This is a genomic window from Kribbella sp. NBC_01245 (assembly GCF_036226525.1).
Lineage (GTDB): Bacteria > Actinomycetota > Actinomycetes > Propionibacteriales > Kribbellaceae > Kribbella.
On the sequence record NZ_CP108487.1, the window covers coordinates 2,193,434 to 2,217,495 of the forward strand.

At 66.3% G+C, this 24,062-nt stretch carries 13 protein-coding genes; 4 read left to right on the forward strand and 9 right to left on the reverse strand.

What is annotated here, in order from left to right:
* Window positions 1-20 precede the first annotated feature (20 nt).
* Entirely contained in the window at window positions 21-572 is a 552-nt protein-coding gene (locus OG394_RS09715; RefSeq protein WP_328994769.1) for a TetR/AcrR family transcriptional regulator, read from the forward strand.
* On the opposite strand, the gene OG394_RS09720 is transcribed toward OG394_RS09715, so the two are convergent.
* Window positions 565-4,845: a fibronectin type III domain-containing protein gene (locus OG394_RS09720; protein WP_328994771.1), complete on the reverse strand. Its 4,281-nt coding sequence runs from the start codon at window positions 4,843-4,845 to the stop codon at window positions 565-567. The genes OG394_RS09715 and OG394_RS09720 overlap by 8 nt on opposite strands.
* 141 nt (window positions 4,846-4,986) lie before the next feature.
* Here OG394_RS09720 and OG394_RS09725 point away from each other — a divergent pair, with 141 nt between their 5' ends.
* On the forward strand, window positions 4,987-5,796 hold the full coding sequence (locus OG394_RS09725; RefSeq protein ID WP_328994772.1) for a class I SAM-dependent methyltransferase: 810 nt from the start codon (window positions 4,987-4,989) through the stop codon (window positions 5,794-5,796).
* Here OG394_RS09725 and bla read toward each other — a convergent pair.
* The 5 genes from bla to OG394_RS09750 form a co-directional block, all read right to left on the reverse strand.
* Window positions 5,789-6,724, reverse strand: a complete 936-nt coding sequence (gene bla, locus OG394_RS09730) for a class A beta-lactamase (protein ID WP_442914279.1) — start codon at window positions 6,722-6,724, stop codon at window positions 5,789-5,791. The genes OG394_RS09725 and bla overlap by 8 nt on opposite strands.
* Before the next feature lie 35 nt (window positions 6,725-6,759).
* Complete coding sequence (locus OG394_RS09735) at window positions 6,760-8,202, reverse strand: aldehyde dehydrogenase (protein ID WP_328994774.1); 1,443 nt, start codon at window positions 8,200-8,202, stop codon at window positions 6,760-6,762.
* 223 nt (window positions 8,203-8,425) lie between these two features.
* Window positions 8,426-10,000, reverse strand: a complete 1,575-nt coding sequence (locus OG394_RS09740) for a hypothetical protein (protein WP_328994775.1) — start codon at window positions 9,998-10,000, stop codon at window positions 8,426-8,428.
* 201 nt (window positions 10,001-10,201) lie between these two features.
* Window positions 10,202-13,051, reverse strand: coding sequence for a hypothetical protein (locus tag OG394_RS09745; RefSeq protein ID WP_328994776.1), 2,850 nt, complete (start codon window positions 13,049-13,051; stop codon window positions 10,202-10,204).
* Window positions 13,048-13,608 (reverse strand): hypothetical protein, encoded by a 561-nt coding sequence (locus OG394_RS09750; protein WP_328994777.1) that lies wholly within the window; start codon window positions 13,606-13,608, stop codon window positions 13,048-13,050. Before OG394_RS09750 ends, OG394_RS09745 begins: the two co-directional genes overlap by 4 nt.
* A gap of 293 nt (window positions 13,609-13,901) precedes the next feature.
* On the opposite strand from OG394_RS09750, the gene OG394_RS09755 reads away from it, so the two are divergent.
* Window positions 13,902-15,176, forward strand: a complete 1,275-nt coding sequence (locus OG394_RS09755; protein ID WP_328994778.1) for a polysaccharide biosynthesis protein — start codon at window positions 13,902-13,904, stop codon at window positions 15,174-15,176.
* On the opposite strand, the gene OG394_RS09760 is transcribed toward OG394_RS09755, so the two are convergent.
* Window positions 15,155-18,493 carry a GH92 family glycosyl hydrolase gene (locus OG394_RS09760; protein ID WP_328994779.1) on the reverse strand — a complete coding sequence of 1,113 codons (3,339 nt, stop codon included), beginning with the start codon at window positions 18,491-18,493 and terminating at the stop codon, window positions 15,155-15,157. The two genes, OG394_RS09755 and OG394_RS09760, sit on opposite strands and share 22 nt — an antisense overlap.
* Before the next feature lie 17 nt (window positions 18,494-18,510).
* On the reverse strand, window positions 18,511-22,890 hold the full coding sequence (locus OG394_RS09765) for a fibronectin type III domain-containing protein (protein ID WP_328994780.1): 4,380 nt from the start codon (window positions 22,888-22,890) through the stop codon (window positions 18,511-18,513).
* Between the two features lie 136 nt (window positions 22,891-23,026).
* Between OG394_RS09765 and OG394_RS09770 the strand changes: the two genes are divergently transcribed.
* Window positions 23,027-23,503 (forward strand): NUDIX hydrolase, encoded by a 477-nt coding sequence (locus OG394_RS09770; RefSeq protein ID WP_328994782.1) that lies wholly within the window; start codon window positions 23,027-23,029, stop codon window positions 23,501-23,503.
* Here OG394_RS09770 and OG394_RS09775 read toward each other — a convergent pair.
* Window positions 23,500-24,021, reverse strand: coding sequence for a hypothetical protein (locus tag OG394_RS09775; RefSeq protein ID WP_328994784.1), 522 nt, complete (start codon window positions 24,019-24,021; stop codon window positions 23,500-23,502). The two genes, OG394_RS09770 and OG394_RS09775, sit on opposite strands and share 4 nt — an antisense overlap.
* Between the last annotated feature and the right edge of the window lie 41 nt (window positions 24,022-24,062).

The window sequence follows — 24,062 nt, forward strand, 5'->3', positions numbered from 1 at the left end:
GTAATCCGGAGGTGGCGAACATGACTCGAGGGCGACCGCGTGATCCCGGGGCGGACGCGCGCATCCTGGCGGCGGCCGCGGCCGAGATCCGGCAGCGTGGGTATGACGGTCTGTCGGTGGAGCGCGTCGCCGAGCAGGCGGGCGTCGCAAAGACCACGTTGTACCGACGCTGGCCGACCAAGGCCCAACTGGTCATCGCGCTGATCACCCGGATGCGCTCCGACGTACCGTTCGAGCCGACCGGTGACGCCCGGCGCGATCTGACCGGGCTCGTCACGTCGATCGCCGCGAGTCTGGCGGGCACGTCCGCCGCGCTGATCGCCGACCTGGCCGCGGCCGCCGCGCGCGACCCGGCGGTCGGCGAAAGCGTCCACGCCCTCTGGGCCGAGCGCCACGGTGTCGTCACCGAAGTGGTCGCCCAGGCCCAGGCCGCCGGGGTGATCCACTCGCGCGTCCCGGCCGCCGTACTGGTCGATCAACTCGTCGGCCCGCTCTACTACCGCCTTCTCATCACGGGCGAACCCGTCACCGAGTCGTACGCCCGCACCCTGACCGAACGAACTTTCAACTGACGAACATGAAGTTGTCGATGCTGGAGATCGGTATGCGCCGTCGCGAGTAGGCCTCGGGTCGCACCGCGTTGTACTCCTCGATGATCGCGTAACTGCCGTCGAGCCCGGCCACCCAGGCCACGTGACCATAGGTGCCGGCGTTGAACTGGGCGATCGCGCCGACCGCGGGTGTTCGGGAGACAGCGCCGCCGTACTTGCGGGCGGCCTCGTCCCAGTTCTTGGCGTCGCCGTAGTTCCAGCCGTTGAACTTGGATCCGTCTCGCGGCTTGTAGTACTTGTCGACGCGCGAGGCGACGAATGACGTGCACTGGTCGACCACGAACATGTAGGGATCGAGGATCCACCAGCCTCCCCACGGATAGTCGTCGTTTGTACCGAATGCCATCACTTCACCACCTGACGGGAGTCCGTACTTGCCGTAGCGGTCGGAGACGACCCGGTACAGGTAGCAGCCGTGCACGTAGTAGACGCGGGCATGGGTGCCGGTGATGAGGATCGCGGCGTTGCTCCACGTACTGCCACGACAGGTCTTCACCTGGACCGTGTAACCCGTGGCGTACGACGCGGAGTTCCAGTAGACGTCGACGGAGTGGTCGTCGGTTCTCGGCACGGCTCGCACATTGGTGACTGGTGCGGGCGTGATGATCGTCAGGGTTGCTATGGCCGTCGGGTTCGGCGCGACGCTGTAGCCGGCGAGGTTCTCGGCCGCAAGCACGAAGATGTACGTCCGCCCTGGGATCAAGTAGCTCATGGTGAAGTCGCAGCAGACCACTGGGTAGACCGCTTGCGTCCAGTTCTCCTGATCGCTCAGGCGGTACCAGATGCGGTAGTAGACGTTCGGGGTCGGACTAGCCGTCCACGTGAACCTGACCGCCGTATCGCCAGAGGGAGTCGCCGTGAGGTTTGTAGGCCTTTCAGGGATCGGCGGCATCGGCTTAGCCCCTGCGGCGACAGACGGCGCCGAATCGCCTGCGAGGTTTGTCGACCTGACACGGAACTCGTAGTACGTGCCGTTCGCCAGGTAGCTGACGGTGAACGTGCAGCAGGTGTCGAGCGGGTACTTGAGGCGCTGCGAGGTACCACCGGCCGGGCGGTACTCGATCCAGTAGTAGACGTCAGGGCTGGTACTGGCCTTCCAGCGAAGCGTCACCTTGCCATCGCCCGGTGCGGCCGTCAGACCAGTCGGTGCGGCTGGTAGTGGCGGTAGCGGCCGCGCCTTTGCAGTGTTGGAGGCAGAGCTGTCACCGGACACGTTGGTCGCACGCAGCCGGAACTCGTAGGTGGTTCCGTTGGCCAGGTACGACACGGTGAACGTGCAGCACGTGTCCACCGGGTACTGCAGCCGCTGCCAAGCACCACCGACAGGTCGGTACTCGATCCAGTAGTAGACGCTCGGACTCGGGCTGGCCGACCAGTGCAGCGTCACCTGGCCATTACCGGCCTGAGCGGAGAGGTTGGACGGCGGCAACGGCAGCCCGCCAACCGCGGTAGCACTCGCTACGGCCGAGGTAAGTCCCTCGCCGCCAGGGTTCTCGGCCGACACCTTGAACTCGTAGACGTGTCCGTGGACCAGAGGCCCGACACTGTGCGCCGTACGGTCTGTCGGGTAGATCCCCTTGGTGAAGCCCTGCCCGGCCGTCACATCCCGCTGGTAGATCCAGTAGTAGTAAAGACCGTCGCCAGCAGAGTCCCAATCAAGGTCGATGCTGCCATCGCCCGCAGCGATCGCCGTCAGACCTGTCGGAGCGGGTGGCGGGCTGTAGCGAGAAGTGGCCCGTGCTGGATCAGACTGCGGGCCGTCGCCAGTTGTGTTGGTACCAGCCACTTTGAAGTCGTACACGTGGTTGTGGAGCAATAGGCCCGCAGTGTGGGTACAGCACTCCCCCACCGGCAGTGGGAGCTTCTTGTACACGGTCTCGCCTGCAGTGACGTCTCGCTGGTAGACCCAGTAGTAGAGGTCCGACGCGGGCTCACTCCAGTTCAGCCGGATACGGCCGTCCGCGAGGGTGGTGGCCGTCAGACCCGTCACCTTCGGCGGTAGCGGCAGCTGCGGTGTTGCCTGGACAGCGTTCGAGTAGGTGGATTCACCGCCTTGAGCGATGGCTGTCACCTTGAACTCGTACGTGTGGTCGTTGACGAGGTATCCCGCCGTGAACTGGCAACACGTCGTCAACGGCAGCGGCAGCTTGGTGAACTCGACCTGGCCTTCCGTCACGTCACGCTGGTAGATCCAGAACCAGGTGTCGGACGAGTTCGCCTTCCAGTTCAACCGGACCTGCCCGTTGAGCGCGACCGCCTCGAGCTCGGATGGGGCGGCCGGTGCCGGGTACGTCGAGGTGGCACGCACGGTGTTGGACGCGGGCGAGTTACCGCCGGAGTTGGACGTCTCGACCTTGAACTCGTACTCATGGTTGTGCGCGAGATAGCCGGCCTTCAACTGGCAACAGCTGACGGGCAACGGCAGCTCGGTGAAGGTGGTGTCGCCCGCAGTGACGTCCCGCTGGTAGACCCGGTAGTAGACGTTCTCGCTAGGCCCGGACCACTTGAGCTCGATAGTCCCGTCAGCCTGTGGTACGGCGGTCAACCCCGTCGGCGCCGGCGGTACGGCGTACTTGGCTGTAGCTCTTGTAGGTCCAGACCGCGCCGATTCGCCTCCGCCGTGCGTAGCGGTGATGACGAACTCGTACTCGTGGTTATGCGCCAACCACAAGGCTTTCGCCGTTGTATCCCGCGAGTCGCCGTCACCGACCGGGCTGAACTCTGTCTCGCCCGCCGTGATGTCCCGCCGGTACGCCGTGTAGCTCCAGGCATACGGCACCGCAGTCCACGCCAGCACCACCGAACCGTCAGACCCGGCCGTAGCCGTCAGACCCACTGGTGCGGGTGGCGCGGCGATAGTGACGGCCACACTCCGCGTAGGCGTCGGCAGCCCCTCACCCGCGCTATTGCTGGCCGTAACCCGGAACTCGTACGTATGGCCCGTCTTGAAGCCACCAAGCGTCCGTGCCGTCTCAGGCCCCTGCGCCACCCTGGCGAAATGCGTCTGCCCTGCAGTGACGTCACGCTGGTACGCCGAATACGTCGTCACCGTTCCGGGTGATGCCGTCCAACTCAGCCGTACGGCGCCAGACTCGGCCTCGGGTGTTGCGGTAAACCCTGCGGGCGCTGCCGGGACCAGCGCCGGGTCAGGCGTCGGAATGGGCCAGGCCACGCTGACGAACCTCGGCCGGTAGATCCTCGCGTCGTCGTACAGGTCGTCGTCATTGAGACTGTGCACGTTGTACGACACGAGCAGCTTTCCCGGCTCGGCCAGAGACGGGTGGAAGCGCGCGTCGTACACGATCACGCCTTGACGTGCTGCCGGCTCTGGTGCCGTGAAGAGTTCGATCGGCCCGGTGAACGGACCTGCGGGACTTGTCGCGGTGTACGCCACCACCTGTCGGCCGAAGATCACGTTGCTCTCGACGGTGACGACGACGTACTGGCCGTTGACCTTCTGCGCACCGAAGGCCGTGCCGCCTCCCGACAGTTGGAGCCGTGCAGAGGCGCTCCCCCACGTCGTACCGTTCCAGAACTGCCAGGTGCCGCCCAGGCCGCCAGCGGGAACTCGTGCGAGGTGGGCGAACCTCATGCCGGTTGAAGCGACGTACTCCGAGCCGTAGATGTAGATGTACGGCCCGTCCTCTAGTACGGCCGCACCCCAGGCGATGGTCGAGCCGACGGGCAACTCGACGACGCCGCTCACGGTTAGTGCAGGTAGGGCGAGAGTCGCCAGGGCGGTACCAGTGAGCGCGACATCCAGAGCGCCTTGGCCCGTCTTCTTATAGCGGTTGTAGAGGACCTTGACGGCTTCGGCTTCCACTGTCGCGTCGGCGACCCAGTAGAACTCCCCCTCGACTGTCGGCTTCACTAGCGCCTGTGGTGCCGCAGAAGTGCCGCCGTGAAGTGTTGCGGTCAATGCGTCGCCTGACTGGACTACGAGGGTGTTGTTGACCATCGGGCTGGTACGCGGCCTGGTGAAGTCTGCGTTGACCGTGCCGAGCATCGTGTCCGAGAAGATCCAGGCGGTTCTGCCGTCGGGTAGTGGCACGGAGACGGTGCTGTCCCCGCCACTCCACTTGCCGCTGGTGTTGCCGTAATCGCTGAACATCGCCGTCAGCTGTTGCCCCTGATCGACGGTCGCCTCGACTGGTGACGCAACGGCGGCGGGTGCCGGTGATACGACCAGCGAACCGGCCAGCAGGGCAAGGGAAACGAGGACACGGACCAGCATGGGCGCTCTCCTTGAGACCGCCGGAGAACCGGCGCAGGGGGCGCAAAATTATCAGCGCGGATTGTTGCCCTGGAAGCATTTGCACGTCGATCGAACCCGTTGCCAACCCGCCGCGGATATGCCCGCGCTAGCCTGAGCGCCGTGACGGACGAGTTCGAAGTTGTGGTGAGCCGGCGGATCGACTTGACCGAGGAGGAGACCTCCCGCGCGAGCCGGGCCTGGTGGGACGAAAACGCCGCCGAGTACATCGGTGAACACGGCGGCTTCCTCGGCGACGCCCGCTTCACCTGGTGCCCTGAAGGGGTCGACGAGGCCGACGCCCAACTGCTCGGGCCCGTTCGCGGGAAGCGCATCCTCGAGGTCGGTTGTGGCGCGGCTCAATGCGCGCGCTGGCTCGCGGGCCAAGGCGCTGACGTCGTCGCTTTCGACATCTCGGTCGGCCAGCTCGCGATGGGCAAGATCCTCGACGGCCGGACAGGCATTTCCGTACGTACGGTCGCCGCCGATGCGGTCGCGGTGCCGTTCGCCGACGACTCGTTCGACATCGTCTGCTCGGCCTTCGGCGGCCTGCCCTTCGTCGCCGACGCCGGCCTGGCCTTGCGCGAGATCGCCCGCGTCCTCCGCCCCGGCGGCCTACTCGTCTTCTCGGTCACGCACCCGATCCGCTGGGCCTTCCCGGACGACCCGACGCCCTCGGGCTACACCATCACCCACTCGTACTTCGACCGCACGCCGTACGTCGAAGTGGACGCCGACGGCACGCCCAACTACGTCGAGCACCACCGGACGATGGGCGACTGGGTCCGCGCCCTCACGTCGTCCGGCTTCGTCATCGATGATCTGCTCGAACCGGAATGGCCTGCCGCAAACACCAAAACCTGGGGCGGTTGGGGCCCGGACCGCTCCCGCCTGATCCCCGGCACCACCATCTGGACCGCCCATCTCAGGTGAGGGTGGCGACGACGTGGGCCGCGGCTTCCGCGATGAGGGCCTGGTTGTAGGTGGCGTCTTTGGTGGGCTTGCTCGACATGATCGCGATGACCAGTGGTGGTTTGTTCGGGGGCCAGACGATGGCGATGTCGTTGAGGGTGCCGTAGTCGCCAGTGCCGGTTTTGTCGGCCACGGTCCAGCCCTTCGGGACGCCTGCGCGGATGCGTTGGGCACCGGTGGTGTTGCGTACCAGGAGGTCGCGGAGGAAGGCGCGCTTGTCGGCCGGTAGCGCGTCGCCGAGAACGAGCTTCTGGTAGTTGGTGCCGAAGGCTTTCGGCGAAGTCGTGTCGCGTGGATCGCCAGGTGTGGCCTGGGTGATGGCCGGCTCGATTCGGTCCATCCGGGTGACGGTGTCGCCGAGGGTCCGGGCGTACGCCGTGAGCTGGGCCGGGCCGCCGAGGTCGCGGAGGAGGAGATTGCCGGCCGCTCCGTCGCTGTACCGGATGGCGGCATCGCAGAGTTGGCGGATCGTCATTCCGGTGGCGAGGTGCTTCCGGGTGATGCGGGAGTTCTTCATGAGGTCGGCATTGCTGTATTTTATGACCGTATTCAGGTGCGACTGCGGGTTGTGGTGCAGAACGGCTGCTGCCGCGAGTCCCTTGAACGTCGAGCAAAAGGCGAATCGCTCATCCGCCCGGTAGGCGATGGTTTCGCCCGTGCCGCTGGCGAGGGCATACACGCCCAATCGCGCGCCGTACTTCCGCTCCAACTCCACCAGGCGAGCATCCGACGGCGTTGGGGTTGGGGTGGGGGTGGGCCTCGAGGTTGGCGTCGGCGTCAGGGTCCGACCGCCGATGGACGGCTCGTCATTCGCGCAGCCCGCCAGCGCGGCGAGCGCTACTCCGCCAAGGAGAGCGCGACGGCTGATGGCCAATGGTTTCCCTCCCATGTTGGCTTGCGAAGATAACAAGGGAGTGGGGCACGTCAGAACGGGTAGGTGCGAGGCGTGGTTTGCAAGGTGATCCAGCGGAGATCGGTGAATTCGGCAACACCCGCCTGACCGCCGAACCGCCCCAACCCGCTCCCCTTCACCCCGCCGAACGGCATCTGCGCCTCGTCGTGCAAGGTCGGCCCATTCACATGACAAATACCCGATTCGATCCGCCCAGCGACTTGGTACGCCCGGCCGAGATCCTTCCCGAACACCGCTGCCGCCAGGCCGTACTCGCTATCGTTCGCAACGGCCACCGCTTCCTCAACGCCGTCGACCCGCACGACGCACTTCAACGGCCCGAACGTCTCCTCGCGGAACACCCGCATGGCCGGCGTAACGTGGTCCAGGATCGTGGCGGGCATCAACGTCGACTCCGCTTTCCCACCACACAACAACTTGGCCCCTCGCGCAATCGCGTCATCGAGCAACTCGTTGCACCGGGCAACGGTCTCGGGTCCGATCACCGAGCCGAGTACGACGTGCGTGTCGCCGCGGGGATCGCCGACCGGCAACGCCTCGGCACGACGCGCGAAGGCCTCGGCGAATTCGTCCGCGATGGTCCGATCGACGATGACGCGTTCGGTCGACATGCAGATCTGCCCGCTGTTCGAGAACGACCCGAAGATGGCCGCATCGACCGCGGCCGGGATATCCGCATCATCCAGTACGACGAATGGCGCCTTTCCGCCGAGCTCGAGCACCACCGGCTTGAGGTATTCCGCGCACGTTTTCGCGATGATCCGCCCGACCTTGGTCGAACCGGTGAAGTTCACCCGTTTGACCGCCGGATGCGCGATCACGGCCTCGACGACTTCACCCGCATCCGCAGGCGCATTCGTCAGATAGTTCACCACGCCTGGCGGCAGCCCCCGGAATGCCTCAACGATGAGCTGATGCGTACGCGGACAATTCTCCGACCCCTTCAAAACAACGGTATTCCCGCACGCCAGCGGCGTCGCAATCGCCCGCACCCCAAGAATCACCGGCGCATTCCAAGGCGCGATCCCCAACACCACGCCCGCCGGCCGTCGTACCGCCAACGACAACAACCCAGGCACGTCGCTCGGCACAACGTCCCCACTGATCTGCGTAGTCAACGACGCCGCCGCGCGAACCATCTCCGCCGCCAACGCCACATTGAACTCGGCCCACCCCACCGTGGCCCCAGTCTCCTCAGCCATCGCCTTCACAAACTCATCCCGCATCCCCACCAACGCGTCAGCCGCCTTCAACAACAACGCCCGCCGCTCAGTAGGCCCAACCGCCGCCCACCCCGCAAACGCCTCCCCCGCCACCTCCACCACCCTGCGCGCGTCCTCCCCCGTCGCCGCAGCCGCCGTCGTCACCACCTCCCCATCCAACGGACTCCGCCGCACAAACACCCCACCCGCTGCAACCCCGGCCGAACCAACCACCAGCAACGACTCGGACATCCAGTACCCCTAATCTCGGGCCAACCACCAGGACGCCCACCGTCACCCGCAACCACCGCTGCGCCGTACCCCCGTTTCCGCTCCCCGGAAGCCCAGTTCACCCGCCCCGCCCTGAAAGCCTTCACAACGAGCTCAAGCCGGACGTGAGGAAAATCGCCTGAAGGCATGGCCGCAGGCTTCCCCGCAGATCGAGCCGCTCTCCGGGCATCCTCGAGTGTCGCGGCTAGGTGACCGCTTCGACGGTCGCGCGACGCCGTCTGCGTCTCACCCGCGCGGGCCGGATGGTTTGCAGCACGTGGGTCGCGCGGGGCGTGCTGATACGACGCGTGCCGTTGTGATCCACGCGATAAACAGTCCCGTTGCGGGTGACCCATTCGAACGCGCCATCGGGCAGGCGCCGATACCGCCAGCCGCCATGAGTCTTGGCCCGATGCGGCGTCCGCGACAGCGGACCGAGATTGTCCACCCTGGTCTGCCCCGGCGGACCACCCTTAACGTACGGCCGGATGTGATCCAGATCCGTCCGCAGAGTCGTCTCAGCGTTCGACCACGGGAACGGACTCACCGGATTCAGCAACCGCACCCGCTCACGCACCCGCAACGGAATCTCATACGCATCCACCGGCACGTTCTCCCGCAGATCGATCACCGGCTTCACGACCACCTTGTCGTGCCCCAGCAACTCGCGCACCTGCGACGCCAAATGCGGCTCGAAACCCTCAACCCGAACCACACCCTCACCGGCCGCCAACGTCACATCACTCAAGAACAGATACATCGTGTGCACCCCACCCGACCCAACGGCACCGCCGGATCCCCTGGCCCCACCGCTGGTCCGATCCACACGCGCCGCTTCACGATCACGCGCCCGGGCCCGCTCCTTGACGTCAGCCAACCGCTGCGCCAACCGATCCTCCGCACAGCCACCAGACCCAGCGCAGTCGGCAGACCCGGCGGCATCCGCAGACTCGGCAGCCTCGGTGGAGTTGGCAGCCTCGGTGAGGTTGGTGGGGGTGTTGGAGGGTGAATTGGTGCGGCGGCGCTCGTTGCGAAGTTCGATGACGGCCCACGGATCGGCCAGCCAGCCAAGGGCCTTGGCACGGCGTTCGTCCACTGAGCCGGTGTCACCCAGGGCGCCCAGTGTCTCGGCGACATCCTGGACCACGGCATCGAAGCGGGCGATGTCGCCGGTCGAGGCACGGACCGCGGCGGTTCTGGTGCCACTGTTGTCCGACTGGCCGACCCATACCCCACGCGAACGCGCCGCCAGATCCGCAGCAGCCTTCGCCAAGGCCGGGTCGGCCTCCATCATCGCGGCCTTCACAATCTTCATCAGCCGCCGCGGCGTCAACGAATTCACCAACGACTCGACCTTCGCATCCACCACCGCGGCGGCCTCTTGCGACAACGACATGCACGCGCGGGCGATTCTTCGGGCCCGCCACGGAATCGCCTCCCCGGCCATCACCCGCGCCCAGGTCCGCGGCAACCGGTACTGCAATGCCAGCACCTCACTCACCAGGTCCGACGCAGCCCCCGGCGACAACCCGAACCGGCAACCCAACTCCAGCACCGCGAACTCCCCCACCCCCGGGCACCCCTCACCGCCGTACACCTTCAACCGCTCACACCCCACAAGCTCCGCAGCGCCAGCAGGGACATCAAGCTCGGTGTGGTGATGGGCATACGCCGACACCACCGCCAAGAAACGCGCGTCGGCCAGGTCGCGGATCGCGCACGATTCATCCCCGACGGACAGGATCTCGTCGGGCGACAGGCGAAGCAGGTCATCGAACATGTGCTCGATTATAGTCGAGCACATGTTCGAGTCCAAACCCGAAAGCCCTTATCCACAAGGGAAACTACCGCCTAGAGCCCAGCCTCTGACGGCCTGGCGCGCCCCGAATCTGGACGATTCACCCTGAGGAGCGTTACGACAAAAGGTCCCGCCGCCCCCAAGGTTCGGGGCGGCGGGACCGTTGGCTATCGCCTGCGGGTGTTAGGCGAAGCGGCGGCGGATGATGCCGGTGAGGCCGAGCGCTGCGGCGAAGACCGCGAGGGCTGCGACCAGGCGGCCGAAGTTGCGACCGCCTTCGCCGGTGGCGCCGGAGAGCTTCAGCGAGTACGCCGTGGCGCTCGCCGCGCCCTCGGGTGCGCCATACGGCATGGCCTCGGTCTTGGCGCGGTCTGCCGAAGCGGCCAGCATCGCGTACCGACGACCGAAGTCCATCGCCGTCTCCTGGCCACTGTTGACCAGCTTCTTCGCACCCTCCTTGGACAAACGGTCAGCGCCTTGACCAAGCGCCGGACCAGCCTCGGACGCCTTCTGCAGCCCGTCGGACAACTTGCCCGACCCCTCAGCCGCAGTACCGATACCAGTCGCCAACTCACGAGCACCATCAGACAACTGATCCGAACCAGTCGACGCCTTCCCGGCACCCTCGGCAACCTTGCCCGCGCCACCAGTCAACAACGTCAACCCGTTATCCAACTTCTCAGTTCCACCAACAAGCACACCCGTGCCAGCCTTCAACTTCGAAGTACCCGCGGCAAGTTCACCGGCTCCCGCTTCGAGCTTGCCGGCACCTGCCGCCAGCGTGCCCATACCCGTGTTCGCCTGGTCGAGCCCGGAGGCCAGTCGGCCGGTGCCCGCGTCGACCTTTCCGGCGCCATCGCTGAGCAGCGCAAGTCCTTCAAGCAAGCTCTCGCCACCGGCCTGGATCTGGCCGACACCGGCCTGCAGGCCGTTCACGCCACCACGAAGCGTCTTGTTCGCAGGCTTGTCGGCCTCCTTACCGATCCCGCCTTGGACGCTGCCGACTACCTTGGACACCAGCTCGCCGATTCCTGCATCAAGGGCGTCCAGTCCCTGCATCAAGCCAGGCTTCTCCTTGGGGCAAGAAGCGTCGGCCTTGTTGCTCAGACCGCACTGCACCTGCGTCAAACCCGGTACAGCCCGCTCGGTCAACCGACCCTTGAGGTAGGCCAATCCAAGCTGCAGAGTCGCGTCGTCCGGCAGCGGCTTGTCGATGTCCGGCGTGAGATCGCCAGGGTCGGCGAGCTTGCTCTGCCCTGCTGCCAACTCGTCGGACAGCGACTTGAGCACGGTTTTGCGGACCACACTCAGCGCCGGTTCTGCAGTGATACCCACGACGTTCAGCAACGGCCACTGGGCGCCGTAGCAGAATCGGTCTTCGGGGTTGTCGAAGGTTTTTGGTGCCTTGCCTTCATTTAGGGCTTTCACGACTCTGACCGCACAACCGATCTTCTGGTAGGCGCCCGACGAAGCCTTGGTGTCGCTCTCTCGGTAGACGCCAGCGATCATTTTGTCGAGGCCCGGGCCCGACGCGGCGATCTGCACCTTCAGCTTCTCGAGCCCGGCGATCAGCGTCCCCTCCGCGTCCTTGCTGCCGATGCCGGCCTGCAGCTTCTTGATGCCGTCGTAGAGCGGCTTCGCCTGCGCTGGCAACCCACCGATGCCGCCGTACATCTTCACGAGGCCGTCCTCGACCAATGTCAGGCCACCCTGGACCTGGGCCAGCCCGCCGATCAGAGCCGGCGCCTTGTTGTTCGCCGACTGCAGACCGCTGCTGAGCTGGGAGGTGCCCTTCTTCAGGGTCCCCGCGCCATTCGACAGCTGGTCGATACCGGACTTGAGCTTGCCAGCACCGTTCTTCAGATCGCCGGTGCCCTTCTTGAGCTTGCCGGCGCCGGCGGCGAGCTTGCCTGCGCCGGTGTTGAGGTCGCCTGCGCCCTTGTTCAACTTCGCGGCGCCTGCGTCGGCTTCGGCCATTTTTGCGCGGAGGGTGTCGGCGCCGGTTTCGAGGTCGCCTAGGCCTCTGCTGAGTTTGGTGGCGCCGGCGGAGAGCTTGTTGGCACCAGGGGCGGCCTTGTCGGCGAGGCCCCGGTTGAGCTCGGCGGCACCTGCGTTGAGCTGGAGCAGACCCGTGAGGAGCTTGTTCGCGCCATCCCGCAGCTTGATGAGGTTGGTGTCGAGCGTCGTACCGCCCTCGACCAAGTCAGCACCCTTCTCCGCGCCGCTCTCATACCCGGTCACCGCAGTCTTGAAGGACGGGCTTTCCAGCGGGCTGATCGGCAGCGCCGTCAACTCAGCCTCAGGAATGACCGCATCCCGCACCTCAGCCGCCCACCCGAACTCGGCAGTCGCAGCACCAACAGGCGGGAAGAGCGTGACGGTGAAGCTCAGCTTCGTCCCGCCTTTGCCATCGCCGGCCTTGTTCGCCTCGTCCGACGTCACCTCGCTGAACGAAGACGGCAGCACGGTAGCGAGCTGGCCGACCATCGGGATGACGACCGTGGTCTCCTCCGCGATGTTCTGGCCGTTGCCGTCCTTGATCGTGATGGTCCGCGGCTGGGCCGACGTGTTCTCGACCTTGTAGTGCGCCTCGAGCCGGCCGCTCTTGCCAACGGCGTCGGACGGCTTGCGCAGCTTCTTGCCGTTCAGCGTGTACGTCACGGCGACCTTGATCGGCAGCTTCTTCTTGTCGAAGTCGCTGACCGTACGCATCCGCTGTTCGCCGTCGACCTCGGTGTCGACCGTGAGGATGCCGTTCTTCTCCGACAGCCCACCGAAGCCGTCGAGGTTGCGCAGGCCGTCGGCCGAGACCGGGTTGGCGACCTTCACCTTGCCCTTACCGGTGAACGAGAGCTGCTCGTAGATGCGTACGCCCTCGACCTTGCCGCTCGGGTCGAGCTGCGCCTGCACGGTCTCGGTATTCGTGACGGAGACCGGGCCGTCGACAGCGCCGGCGAAGGCGGTCGAGGTGGCAAGCAAGAAGGCCGTCGGCAGCGCGACGCCCACGGCCAGACCACGGTTGAGCCACTTCACGAACGATCTCCTTCGACAGAAGCGAATTCCTGGGTCGGTGCGGGCTTGGTCTCGCGGCGGCGGGCGGCCGACACCTGCGGGCCGAGCACCGTGGTGGCGAGGAAGCCGATCGCGGCGGCCAGCAGTACGCCGGTCGCGGCACCGGGCGATTCGGCCAGGAAGGCCGGGGTGTCCGCGGTGTAGGCCTCCTCGTAGGCGCCGACCATGGCGGCCGCGCCGAGCAACAGCGACCACATCGGCAGGCGGCTGCCCGAGGCGACGGCGATACCGAGGCAGATGGCGACCACCAGGAACGCCGCGAAGGCCCGGCCGGAGACGGCGTCGGGCAGATAGAGCGCCCGGACGGCGAAACCGAACCAGGCGACGAAGACACCGGCGACGAAACCGGCCACCCGCAGAGCGGGACTACGGTCCGGCACCAGACCGATCACACCACCCAGGGCACCCCCCAGCAGGGCCACGTGCTGCGTATCGAGACCGAGGGCTTCCCCGATCACGACCAGCAGTCCCGCGGCCACCGCCAGCAGAGCACCTCCGAGCAAGGTACTGCGCTGCATGTCCTCCACCTCACTGTGGACAAAGCCACCTCACTGTGGACGGACCGCGGACCCCTCCCGGCCAATCCAAGAACACAGACCTGGACATATGTCCCGATCCGAAAGCTGAAAGATGTTACTACCAGGGAGTAACAGAGCCGCACAAGACCTCAGGACCCCGTAGCCCGGGCCGAGACCGAGTCGTTGTCCAAGCAGCAAATGGCGGCGAAATGGTCCTGACAATCCAGTTTCGTCACGGACCGCTACGCTTCCGTTCCAAACAGTGATTACCCGACCGCCAGGGAACTCAGTCGATGCCATTCGAACCAACACCCACGCAAGCACCCACCGAGCCCGCCCACTCTCTCGTCAAGGGCGCGGGACTAGTCGGCATCGGCATGGCGGTGATGAACGTCGCCGCCTACGGGTTCACCCTGGTGGCGGTGCACGCGCTCGCCCCGGCCCAGTTCGGCGCCCTCACCGCGCTGCTCGGCCTCGTCCTGATCGGCAACGTCGCCTCACTCGGCCTGCAGGCCACCGGCGCCCGCCGGATCGCCACCCACACCGGCCCCGGGCAGGCCGTGCTCGCGGACAGCCTGCTCAAGGCCGGCCGCGTCGGCGGGATCTGGCTCACCGTGCTGGCGCTGCTCGCGACCCCCGTGACCATCCTGCTGCTGCACATCGACTCGATCGTCGCCGTGGCGTTGCTCGCCCCGGCCCTCGGCTTGATGACCGTGCTCGGCGCGCAACTCGGCGTACTGCAGGGCGGTGAGCACTGGCGTGAGCTCGCGATCGTGTACGCGATGGTCGGCGTCGGCCGGGTCGGTCTCGGTGGCCTCGGCCTGATGATCGAGCCGTCTCTGGTCGGCGCGATGGGCGGGATCGCGGCCGGTACGGCGCTCCCGGTGCTGGCCGCCGCCTTCGTCCTGCGCGGCTCGACCGGCGCCCAGCCCGGCGAGGTGCGCCAGATCTTCCACGAGACCCTGCGCGGCACCCACGCGCTCGCCGCGTTCTTCGTCATCGCGAACGCCGACGTACTGCTCGCCCGCGCCTTGATGGACCCCGACGACAGCGGGCGGTATGCGGCCGGCGTGATCGTGGCGAAGGCATGTCTGTTCCTGCCGCAGTTCGTCAGCGTCGTGGTCTTCCCCGCGCTCGCGTCCGACCCCGACGACAGCCGCCGCCTGCGCAACGCGGTCAAAGTCGTCGCCGGCATCGGCCTCATAGCCATCGCCGGCACGCTGCTGCTACCGGATCTGGTCGTCGCCGTCGTGGGTGGCGAGGAGTACGCCGCGGTCGGCCCGATCGCCTGGCTGTTCGCCATCTCCGGTACGGCGTATGCCGTCCTCCACCTGGTCGTGCTCGCGGCGATCGCCCGGCAAGAGCGGTACGTCGCGATGGTGCAATGGGTCGGCCTGGCCATCCTCACCGGCAGCGTTTTGGTCATCCTGGCGGGCGGTTTCGCCGTCGGCACGGCCGGGATCAACGCGCTGGTGGCGATGACCGCGACCTGTGCCGTCGGCTTGTCCGTTGCCCTGGCCAACGGCATCCACCGCCCAGTCCAGGCCTATCCCGTCGAAACCGCGTAGACGTGGAGCCGGCCGTAGCCGCCGCTTGGGGGCGGTAGCACGATGGCGGCCGCGGTTTTGCCGACGGCGAGTGGCACGGTTTCGGCGTACATGTAGGTGTTGACCGTGTCCCGGCCGACGAAGGGCCAGTTGCGGTACGACATGGTGGCGACGACGGTGTTGCCGTGCCCGACCGCCTCGGAACCACCGCCACGGGTCCAGTCGGTGAAGCCGATCGTCACCGGCTGGCGGGTGCCGTCGGTGTAGACGACCGTGGCCTCGCCGGAGACGCCGGTGGGCCAGCCTTCCGCGGCACCGAGCAGGCCGAGTTTGGTCGCGCCTGCCTTGACCGGCACCGGGATGGTCTGCCCGGCGGCCACATAGTTGTCCCGATCCCCCGCGGCCGTCCCGGGCCAGGTGTAGGTCAGACCGCCATGAACCACCTGGGCACCCGGGTTGAGCCCGGCACCGGCAAGGGCCTGCCGCGAGTAGCTCACCGAGCTGTTGTCGAAGTCGGCCGTACCGAGTTTGTTGTCATCACTGACACCGGCGTTATCCCGATGGCCGGAAAATCCGACATCGAACACGTGCAGCCGGCCGGTCGCCGCCGCGGCCGGAAGCTGTACGCCGACCACGGTCTTCGCCGGGTCGATCGCGAACGACGCGCTATAGAGGTACGTCCGAACCTGCTCAGGCCCTCCCGCCCAGTAGTTGTTCCGATATGTCATGTCCGCCGCGACCTGGTTGTCCGGCCTCAGCGACGTAGTGCCACCGCCCAGCGTCCAATCGCTGAAGCCGAGTTCGACGGCCTGACTGGTCCCATCCGAGTACCTGATCACGGCCTGACCGGACACGCCGTCCGCATTGCCCTCACTACTGCCGAGGATGCCGAGCCGGTTCGCCCCGGGTGGACTCGCCACCTGCAACGTCTGACCGGGCGCGACCGTATTGTCCGACTGGCCCGCGTCGATATTCGGCCAGGTGTAACCGATGCCTCCGGCAACCACCTTGCTCCCCGGCACAAACCCCTTCGCCGCAAGGGCTTCGACCGAATAGCCCGAGCCGAAGTTGTCGTAGTTCGCCTCCCCCGGCATCGCGTCATGGCTCGTCCCGGTGTTGTTCGCGACGGCCATCGCGTCCGCGCCGTACGACGGGGGCTTGCCGTTCGCCGCCCACGCGGTGTTCGGTTGCGCGCCGAGTACGACGTCCATCACGCCGCCATCGGTCAACAGGCCGGGCGTGAGGAAGGCCTTCTCCCAGGGCGCGCCGTTGACCGTCATGCTCTGCACGTACGGCGTTGAGGTCGTCGCGGCCGGGGCGTTGATCCGCAAGGACTTGCCACCCTGCAACCGCACCACCGCCTCGGGGAACAACGGACTACCCAGCACCAGGTCCGCCGTACCGGGCACGGCCGGGTAGAACCCGAGCGCCGACCAGACGTACCACGACGAGAGCGAGCCGAGATCGTCGTTGCCCGCGAGACCGTCGATCCGGTTGCCGAACAACTCGTTCTGGACGCGCCGTACGACCTGCTGCGTTTTGTACGGCGCACCCGTGTACGCGTAGAGCCACGGCGTACCGAAGCTCGGCTCGTTGCCCATCCACGCGGATGATCCCGGTATCTGGTTGAGCGTCACGAAGTGCGTATCGAGGTACTGGTTCATCGCCGCCGGTCCGCCCTTGGCCGCGATCAGGCCGTGCGCGTTGAACGGCACCATCGGCGTGTACTTCCAGGCGTTGCCCTCGGCCCAGTCGGCTTGGTCGAAGATGGTCGGGTCGAAGTTCTCCTTCCAGGCCCCTGTCGATCGGCGCGGCTGCATGAAACCGCTCGCAGGGTTGAGCAGGTATTGCCAACCTTGCGCGCGGTCGAGGAACTTCGCCTGCGCGGCCGTATTACCCCGCGCACCGGCGAAGGCCGAGAGCGCGAAGTCGGCGATGTTGTACTCGAGCGAGGTCGAGACCGTGCCGTTGTGGTGGCAGCAGTCGTACCCGCCATCCGTGGGCAGATAGCCGTGAGTGTCGAGATAGCCGTTGCCGGGCCGGACGTCACTGCGCCCGGTGGCCTGGTCGATCATCGCGTTGAGCGCCTTGGTCGCGTCGAAGTTCCGCGCACCGAACGCGTAGGCCGACGCGATGATCGGTATCGCCGGATCACCCACCATCATGTACGTCTCGCCATTCGCCACCGGCCATTTCGGCAATCGGCCGCTGTGGTCGTAATCCAGCAACAGTGAGCGAACCATGTCCGAGGTCTGTGCGGGCGCTACCAATGCGGTCAGCTGGATTTGTGTTCGATAGGTATCCCAGCCGGAGAAATTCGCATAGAAGTTCGCCTGACCAGCCGGCAAGGTGCGCACCACCTTGTCGAAGCCGATGTATTGGCCGTTGGAATCGCTGAAAACATTCGGATGCAGCAGCGAGTGATAAAGCGCCGTGTAGAAGGTCTTCTGCTGATCGAGCGTGCCGCCGCCGATCTGGATCCCGGTCAACTGGTTGTTCCAGAGTGTCTTGGTGGCCTGCTCGACGGTCGGCAGATCCCACGTCGCGGTGGTGTCGCGATTGGCCTGCGCATTCGCCACGCTGACAAAGGAGATACCGACCTTCGCCTTCACCACTGTGCCGGCCGGAAAGGTCAGCGCCATTCCACCTTCACCGGTCACCCATGGCCATTTGCCGGGCCAAACTGCCGACGCCGAGAACGCCTTGTCGAACTTCACCGCATAGAACAGCTTGTAGTGCTGCTCCGGCCTAGCGCAGAAGGCGCCCGCCCCCGTCCAACCGGTGACCTCCGTCGTGCTGATGGCGTTGATATCGGCCTCAGACGCGGCCGCGCCACCCGCCGCCTTGAGCAGCATCGTCGCGGCCACACCCGCCGGAAAGGTGAAGCGACCAAGCCCGGTACGCGGGCTGGTAGTGAGCTCGACCTTCACGTTGTTATTCATAGTCAGCCCGTAGTACCCGACGCGGGCTGTCTCGTTGACGTGCTTGAACCCGACCGTCGCGTCATCCTTGTTCGCCGGTACGGCGCCGGTGATCGGAAGGAACGGCAGATCACCGTACGCCCCACAACCAGCACCACTCATCCGCGTCATGCTGAACCCGTGCAACGCGGTGGCGGTGTAGTCGTACCCACCACCCGGGAACCGCGGCGACGTATCCGGCCCCCACTGCACCTGCCCAAACGGCGCACTCGGCCCCGGGAACGTGTTCCCCGAGTTCCCCACCTGCCCCGGCGTATGCATCGTCCCAACCATCGGATTCACCAACGCCGCCGGATCCGCCACCAACGCCGATTGGGCCACTGCAGGCGATGGCGAAAGCAGGATCACAAGCAACACTGCAACTATCAGCCGTTTCACCATGAGTAGGGACACCCGTCTACGTCACTCGCATAGAGATAGCTGCCCCAGTAGAGGTTGGCCTCTTGCTCGAATCTGTTGTCCTCGTCCACGCCGGCTCGCCAGTAGTCGAAAGCGAACTTTGCCGCGTTGTCGTAGCGGGCGTACTGCACGGAGTGAATCGCCTCGTGCTCCATCAAGTGGGGACCGTAACCCCGCCCGTAACTGGCGCCTTGTCTGCCGGCGAGCTGAGCCGACTCCGTGGCCTCGCACCTGAGCTTCTTCCGGAGGTCCGACTCGCTGTGCGGGTAGTAGAGATAGTCCCCCAAGGTCATCGGCCTGCCCGCGGCGGGCGAGTACCAGAAGCAGACCGTCTGCGATACGCCGTTACGGCAGTCGAGGTTCTTCCACAAGATGGTCGCGATCGCGGAGCTATTCGAACCGTTGTCCCGGTTCTTCTGCCGCCGCGGAGCCGCAGACCGCCAGTTGAACGTCGTGGCGTGCAGGTTGTGCTCCGATCTCGGTCCCTCACCTCTGACGTTGATGTGCGCGATCGACACGTCGTAGTAGTGATTCTCCGCGAGGACCAGCTTGGCTCTCCTGGAGCTGGTGCCAAGAACCACGCGACGAGTCGGCCCCTGCAGCGTCAGATCCCGGTAGTAGACGGCAGTGCTCCATTGCTCGAGGAACGGGATATTCCAACCGACCTCCAAGGTGCCGGCATTGAACTCGTTGAAGCTCGAGACCTCGGCTCTGGGCGGCAAGGGAGGCAACGGTCGCGCTGACCTCACCACGGATGGCGCGGAGTCGCCTGCCAGGTTGGTTGACCGGACCCGGAACTCGTAGGTCTTGCCGTTGACCAACCAGGTGATCGTCCATGCCGTGATGCCGTTGCCGATCGGGTACTTCAACCGGGTCCAGCCTCCACCCGCCAACCGGTACTCCACCCAGTAGAAGACGCCTGGCGTCACACTGGCCGGCCAGTCGAGCGACACCTGCGAGTTCCCCGCCACCGCCGTCAAGTTGGCAGGCGCCACCGGGAGCGGCGGCATCGGGCGAGCCGTGTCACTCGGCGACCACGCGGAAACGCCCGCGAGGTTCGCCGCACGCACCTGGAACTCGTACGTCGTACCGTTCGACAGCCACGTCACCGTCAGCCAGGTCTGGTCGACGATCGGGTAGGCCATCTGCTTCCAGGTCCCACCGGCCGCGCGATACCGGACTTCGTAGTACACGCTCGGCGTCGTACTGGCGGGCCAGTCCAGGTAGACCGACGCGTCCCGCGGTGACGCCACGATCGAGGTAGGTGCCTTGGGCAACGGCGGCAGCGGTCGCGCGGAGGCTACGTTCGATGCCGCGCTGTCGCCGACCGCGTTGGAGGCGGTCACCTTGAACTCGTACGTGTGCCCGTTCATCAGGTAGCCCGCCGTGATGGCGAGCCCGTTGACCGGCGTTGGCAGCCGCTGCCAGGACTGACCGTTGGTGCGGTCACGCTGGTAGACGTTGTACAGCACGCCCGACGTACTGCTCGCGCCCCACGCCAACCGCACCTGGCCATCCCCGGCAGTCGCGGTCAGACCGGTCGGCGCGCCGGGCAGACCGCCGTACGACGTGGCGCTGGCGATGGCCGAGCGTGCTCCCTCACCGCCCTGGTTCTCGGCGCTGACCTGGAACTCGTATTTGTGGCCCGCCTTCATCAGGCCCAGGTTCGCCGACGTGTCGTCGGTCGGCAGGCTGCTCTTCGCAAACGCCTCTCCCGCCGTGACGTCGCGTCGGTAGATCCAGTAGTAGACGCCCGTCGGGCCGTCCCAGTCGAGGTTGATGACGGCGTTGCCCATCGCCCGTGCACGCAGATTCGTCGGCGCTGCGGGTTTGGCGTACGTCGAGGTGGCGGCGAACGTGACACTAGAGGGACCGTCGCCGGACATGTTGTTCGCGACGATGCGGAACTCGTAGCGATGGCCGTGCTTGAGCAGCTCGGCATCCCACGTCGTCTTGTCGGTCGGCCATTCCAGCTTGCGCATGGCCTCGCCGGCGGTGGCGTCGCGCATCCAGATCCAGTAGAAGACCGAAGGCTGCGCCGTCCAGTTGAGCCGGATCCCGCCGTCCGTCTGCGGGGTCGCGCTGACGCCGGTGACGACGGCCGGTTTCGGCGGCATTGGTCGAGCCGTCACGGCCGCGCTCTGCGGTCCGACGCCCGCGTCGGCAATCGCCGCGATCTTGAACTCGTACGTGTGGCCGTTGCTGAGGAAGCCCGCGGTCATCGTCGTACCGGACGAGATCGGCAGCGGCAGTTGGGTGAACGTCGCGTCCTCTTCGGTGACGTCGCGCTGGTAGATCCAGTACCAGACGTCCTCGCCCGCGCTGTTCCAATTGAGTACGACCTTGCCGTCGCCCGGGGTCGCGGTCAGACCGGTCACACCAGGCGTCGGCGGGTACTTCGCTACCGCGCTGACGACGTTGCTGTCCTCGGACTCACCCGCGTTGGTGTAGCTGGTGACCTTGAACTCGTAGTTGTGGCCGTCGACGAGATAACCCGCGTTCATCGTCGTACCGGACGAGATCGGCAGGGACAACTTGCTGAACTCGGGGTCCTCGGCCGTCACGTCACGCTGGTAGACCCAGTACCAAGGGCCAGTGCCGACGCTGTCCCAGCTGAGCTTGATCTGACCGTTCGCCAACGCCGTCGCGGTCAGACCTGTCGGCTTGGGCGGCGGCAAGGCATGCGGTGTCGCCTGGGCCAACGCCGAGGGCGCGGACGATCCACCGGCCGCGATCGTCTGCACCCGGAACTCGTAGAGATCGCCATCGGTCAACTCGCTGACCTTAAACGAGTTGACCGTGCCGCCGACCGTGGTCGCGAGCGAGAACTCCTCGTCCTCCTGGGTGACGTTGCGGAAGGTGACCTCGTAGTTCCACGCATTCGGCACGCCATGCCAGGCGACGACGACATCGCCGTTCCCGTCAGGCGTGGCCGTCACCGCCGTGGGTGCGTCGGGCGGATCCAGTACGACCGTGACGGGGATCGTTGCCGACGGCAAGCTTTCGCCGTCGGGGTCGACCGCGACGACCTTGAACTGGTACTCCTCGCCCGAGCGCAGCCCGCTGACCGTGTGCGCCGGGGTCGTGAGCACGGTCTGGTCCTGGTGGAAGTGGGTCTGACCACCGGTCACGTTGCGCTGATACACCCGGTACGACGCCGCGCCCGCGACCGCCTGCCAAGTGAGTTTGACCGAGCCATCCAGTTGGGGCGCAGCGGTCAGACCGGTCGGCGCAGCGGGCAGAGTCGACGGATCGGGCACGGGCCGCGGCCACGCCACCTCGATGAACCTCGGCCGGTAGATCCGCGCGTCGGCGTAGTTGGCGTCGCCGTCGAGCGTGTTCACGTTGTACGACACCAGCAGCTTGCCGGACGTGGCCAACTGCGGATGCACGTGGGCGTCGTACACGATGTTGGACGAGCCGGGCACCATCTCGGGCGCCTGCACCAAGGTGGTGGGCTCAGCGAACGGGCCGGTCGGGTTGGTCGCGGGATAGGCCACGATGCCCGGGTGGAAGATCGCGTTCGCCTGTTGCGTCACCAGGACGAACCCGCCGGCGACCTTCTGGACGCCGAAGGCTGTGCCGACGCCGCTGAGGAGTCGCTTCGACTCGGCTTCGTCGGTCACCCAGGTCGTCCCGTTCCAGTACTGCCACGGCTGCGTGAGATCGGCCGACGTCTTCGCGACGTGCGCATAACGCGAGCCCGCGGTGGTGTACTCCGAGCCATAGACGTACGTCGTCGCGCCGTCCTCCAACAACTCCGCACCCCACGCGATCTTCGGCGTGCCCGGCACCGGCGTCACCGACTCCAACGCAAGCGTCGTCGCGTCGAACGTCGCCACCACGCTGCTCTTGAGGACGAAGTCGAGATTGCCCTGACCGGAACGCGCGTACCGGCCGTAGATGGCACGCAACTTGCCGCCGCTTACCGTGCCGTCCTGGACCCAGTAGAACTCGCCCTCTGCAGGCGGCGGCATGACGGCCTGCGGCGCGGTCGTCGTACCGCCCATGATCGTGTCGGTCAGACCGGCCGACGTCTGGATGACGATCGAGTTGTTGATCATCGGCGTGGTCTTCGGCCGGCTGTGGTCGGCGTTGACCGGGCCGATGTAGGAGTCGGAGAAGAGCCACGCGACGCGTCCATCCGGCAGCGTGACCGAGGCCGTGCCGTCAGCGCCGCTCCATTCGCCGGACGTATCGCCGTACGTGTTGAAGGCGGTGTTGAGCGCCGCCGCCGTCTGCGGGCCAACGGGCGTCGCGGCGGTCGCGCTCTGCTGGACCGCTAGGAGGCTCGCCACAATCGCGATGATCGCGGCCAATCCGGTCAAGGTTTTCTTCTTGCGGTGTGCGCCCATTGGTCCCCACCCTCACTAGTTGTGGCCTGAAGGTAAGGCTCGGAAAATGCCCGTCACAACTAGGAGTTCCTGCAATCGTGGGCTCTTGACGGCCTGGCTCGTCAGGCCTTACAAGCGGTGGAATAGGGTCGGTTGCATGCCAACCCCTGACTTCATCCTGGCGCTGCGCGAGAAGATCGGGCACGACCTGCTATGGCTTCCCGGCGTCACCGGCGTCGTGTTCGATGACGACGGTCGCGTGCTGCTCGCGCGACGCGTGACCACCGGCCGTTGGGGTCTCGTCGCCGGCATTCTCGAGCCCGGTGAGCAGCCTGCCGTCGGCCTGATCCGCGAGATCCTCGAGGAGACCGGTGTCGAGGCGCGCGTCGAAAGCCTGGTGGCGATCGAGACCCTGAAGCCGTCGGCCTACCCCAATGGCGACAAGGTCCAGTACCTCGATCTCACCTTCCGCTGCCGCGCCATCGCCGGCGAGGCTCGCGTGAACGACGACGAGTCCCTCGAAGTCGGCTGGTTCGCGCCCGACGCCCTCCCCGACATCCCCGCGCGCGAGCTCCACAACGTCAAGGAAGCCCTGCGCAACAGCCCCATCCCGACTTTCAAAACCGCAAGCTAGGCGTAGGTGATGGCCAGGAAGATCGTGGTGAGGGCGACGGCCAGGCCTGCGACGCCGATGATGATGCCGACCTTTTGCGCGCGGTCGAGGCGTTGGACCCAGCCGAGCCGGCGGGCGGCGTTGGTGATGAGGCGGCGGGCCTCCTCCGAGGAGAAGGTGTAGTCGGTCTGGACGTCGCGGACCGCGGAGGCCGGGGTGAACGTCAAGTTCACCACTCGGCCCGCGCGGTGCTTGATGCGAATTCCCAAGCGTGGTTCGAGCCCAGCCGCCGCGCCGACGGCCCAGTCGACCTCATACGCCTCGTCGGTCACCCGGTAAAGCCGGCTCGACCGCTTGAGCGCGACGTGCTGGACGAACGTGTGGCGCAAGCCCTGCCGCTGGTACAACGACCACCAGCGGGCATCGGTCAGGTTCAGCGCGACGTCGAACCCGGCTCGCGTCGGCCTCACGACGTACGGCGAATCGACCAGCGAAGCCTCGACCGCGGCCATCAACTCGACCGCGACCTCCTGCCCCACGGCGTCTCCCACTTTGCCGTGCGGCTTTGGCGCCTGCTTCC